1 protein-coding gene is annotated in these 2966 nt (G+C 67.9%); it reads right to left on the reverse strand.

Annotated features, from left to right (window positions below):
- Positions 1 to 107: 107 nt before the first annotated feature.
- A complete protein-coding gene (locus AB0B97_RS32460; protein WP_357499140.1) occupies positions 108 to 2597 on the reverse strand; it encodes a non-reducing end alpha-L-arabinofuranosidase family hydrolase in 2490 nt (829 codons plus the stop codon).
- Positions 2598 to 2966: the final 369 nt, after the last annotated feature.

Consider the following 2966-nt stretch of genomic DNA (forward strand, 5'->3'; position numbering starts at 1 on the left):
GCCCGCCCCGGGGCCGCGCCCGCCCGCCCCCCGCCCCGCCCCAACACCACCACACGCCCGCCCGCCCCCCCGCGGGCCCGGCCCCGCTTCGGTTCTGCGCAGTGGGCCTAGCGCTGGAGGGTCAGGACACCCGGCCGCCACGGCAGCAGGTTGTAGTCACCTCCCGCACTGGGGTTCTTGCCCTGGTACAGCATCTGCAGGTTGCAGGCGTCGACGGTCTTGGTCTGGTCGGGGTTGTTGCGGACCAGGTCACCGTGGCTGATGTCGTTGGTCCACGTCGCGCCGCTGTTGGCCTTGCCGGCGAAGGGGTTGCTCTCGCTGGCGGCCTGCGGGGTCCACGAGCCGCTCAGGCTGGTGGACGTGAACGACCGGAAGTAGCGTCCCTGGCTCCCGATCGCCTCGACGATCATGAGGTACTGGTTCTGGCCCTGCACCTTGTAGACCTCGACGCCCTCGAACAGGTTGTTCGTCGAGTCGGTCATGACCGTCGTGTAGGTCGAGCCGAAGCTGCCCGGGAAGTTCCCCAGCGGCATGCTCGACCGGTAGATCTTGCCGTTGTCCCCGGCGAAGAACAGGTACATGTTCTGGTCGTCGCCGATGAGGGTCTGGTCGATCACCCCGTACGGGGCGTCCGACAGGGTGGCGGTGGACAGCGTCTGCGCCGAGGACCAGCCGTTGGCGTTCGTCGGGTCGCTCGACGTCTTGTAGCTGAACGAGGTCGGGCCCCACTGGTACGCCAGCACCCAGATGTTCTTCGGGGCGAAGTACAGCAGCGTGGGCGCCACGGTGCCCTGGCTCATTCCGGTCTGGCTGGCCGAGGCCATGTCGGACCAGTTGGTGAACGTGCTGAAGTTCATCGAGCCGTACTGGCCGCTGCTGTTGACGTTGGATGCGTAGACCAGGTGCTTGCCGTTGTAGACGACGTTGGTGAAGTCCTTGACCGAGACCCACCCGTTCTGCGGGTTCGCCAGCGCGCCTGTCGACGACCACCGGTAGGTCGACGGGAGCGCGCAGCCGTTCTGCGGCGGCGTCGACGTCGGCGGGGCAGTGGTCGGCGGGGCCGACGTCGGCGGCGTGGTGCCGCCACCGAAGTCGGTCCGCCACTGCTGGTTGGTCTGCCCGTGGCAGTCGTACAGCTGGACCTGCTGGCCGTTGCCGGTGCCCCAGACGTCCAGGCACCGGCCGGACTGCACGCCGCTGATGGTGCCGTTGGAGTTGATGTTCCACTGCTGGTTGGCCCCGCTGTTGCAGTCCCAGATGATGATTCCGGTGCCGTTGGCGGTGCCCGCGCCGTTCGCGTCGAGGCACTTGCTGCCGTAGACCCGCAACTGCTTGCCGGAGGTGTACGTCCACTGCTGGTTCGACTGACTGTGGCAGTCGTAGAGCTGGACGCGGGTGCCGTTGGTCTGCGTGGAGTTCGGCACGTCGATGCACCGGCCCGACTGCACGCCGACGATCCGGCCCGCGCCGCCGCTCGGCGGCGGGGTCGTGGTCGGGGTCACCGTCGGGCTCACCGTCGGGCTCACCGTCGGAGTCGCGGTCGGGCTCGAGGTCGGGGGTGCCGCGTTGAGCGCGTTGAGGACGGAGTTGTAGGCGGCCTTCTTGTTGCCACCGCCGTCGAAGAGCAGCGGGCTCTCGTTCGAGCGCCACGAGTCGCTGTCGCGTACGCCCCAGACGGTGATGCCGATGCAGCGCGGCACGTTCAGGCACGCCTGGGTCAGCCCGGCGTACTGGGTGGTGGAGGAGTTGGTGACGTCGACCTCGGTCAGCGCCACGTCCACGCCGAGCGCGGCGAAGCTGGACAGCGTGGTCTGGAAGTTGCTCGGCAGCGAGCTGCCGCCGGTGAAGTGGGTCTGCAACCCGACGCAGTCGATGGGCACGCCACGGGACTTGAAGTCCTGGATCATGCGGTAGACGCCCTGCGTCTTGCCGTACGACCAGTTCTCGATGTTGTAGTCGTTGTAGCAGAGCTTGACCGACGGGTCGGCCGCCCGCGCGGTGCGGAACGCCACCTCGATCCAGTCGTTGCCGGTGCCCTGGAGGTTGGACGAGCGGCGGCTGCCGTCCTCGTTGAACGCCTCGTTCACCACGTCCCAGGCGGCGAGCTTGCCCCGGTAGTGGCCCATCACGCCGTTGATGTGGTCGATCATCGCCTGACGCAGGCTGCTGCCGTTCAGGCTCTGCATCCACCCCGGCTGCTGCGCGTGCCAGGCCAGGGTGTGCCCACGGACCTTCAGGCCACGCTGGGTCGCCCAGTTGTAGATCTGGTCACCGGAGTTGAAGTTGAACTGGCCCCGCTGGGGCTCGGTCGCGTCCGGCTTCATCTCGTTCTCGGCGGTGATCATGTTGAACTCGCGCGCCGCGATCGTGCTGTATGTCGAGTCGCCCAGCCGGCCCGCCGCGATGGCGGTGCCGAAGTACCGGCCCGACTGCGCGGCGGCCGCGCCGAGCGTGGACGCGGCGGCATTCGCCGATGGCATCATCACCGCGACGGCGGCCACGGTCACGACGCTGAACGCGCCGGCGAGCAGCGCTCGGACGGCGGGTAATCGCCGTCGCCGGGTCTCGCCGCGATGAACGGATGGGCTTATTGCCATCTCGGCCTCCTTAATGGCCTGCACCCGGGCCGTCGAGGCGGGACGACCGGACGTCTTGGTGGGGGGAATCCAACTCAGTCGATGCTTGCACACGCGCCGGTCTGGACAATGATGTTTCGGAAAAGTTTCGGAACCCCGCTGGGTCGGCCGGCGTACGCCACGGTCATGCCACCACAGCGGCCCGACGCGGGCCGATGGCGTCCGCCCCACGACGTCATCCCGGGAGGCAACCTGCGTACTCCGGCCATAGATCTTGGACAGTTTCCGTTCCGGTGGCGGGCTCAACCGGTGGTTGCAACACCCTTTCGTGATCGTCGTTGGGGTGGTTATGGCGTCGAGGTTGAGTCCGCTGGAGCGGGAGCAGATCGG

This window comes from Micromonospora sp. NPDC049004, assembly GCF_040649315.1.
GTDB lineage: Bacteria > Actinomycetota > Actinomycetes > Mycobacteriales > Micromonosporaceae > Micromonospora.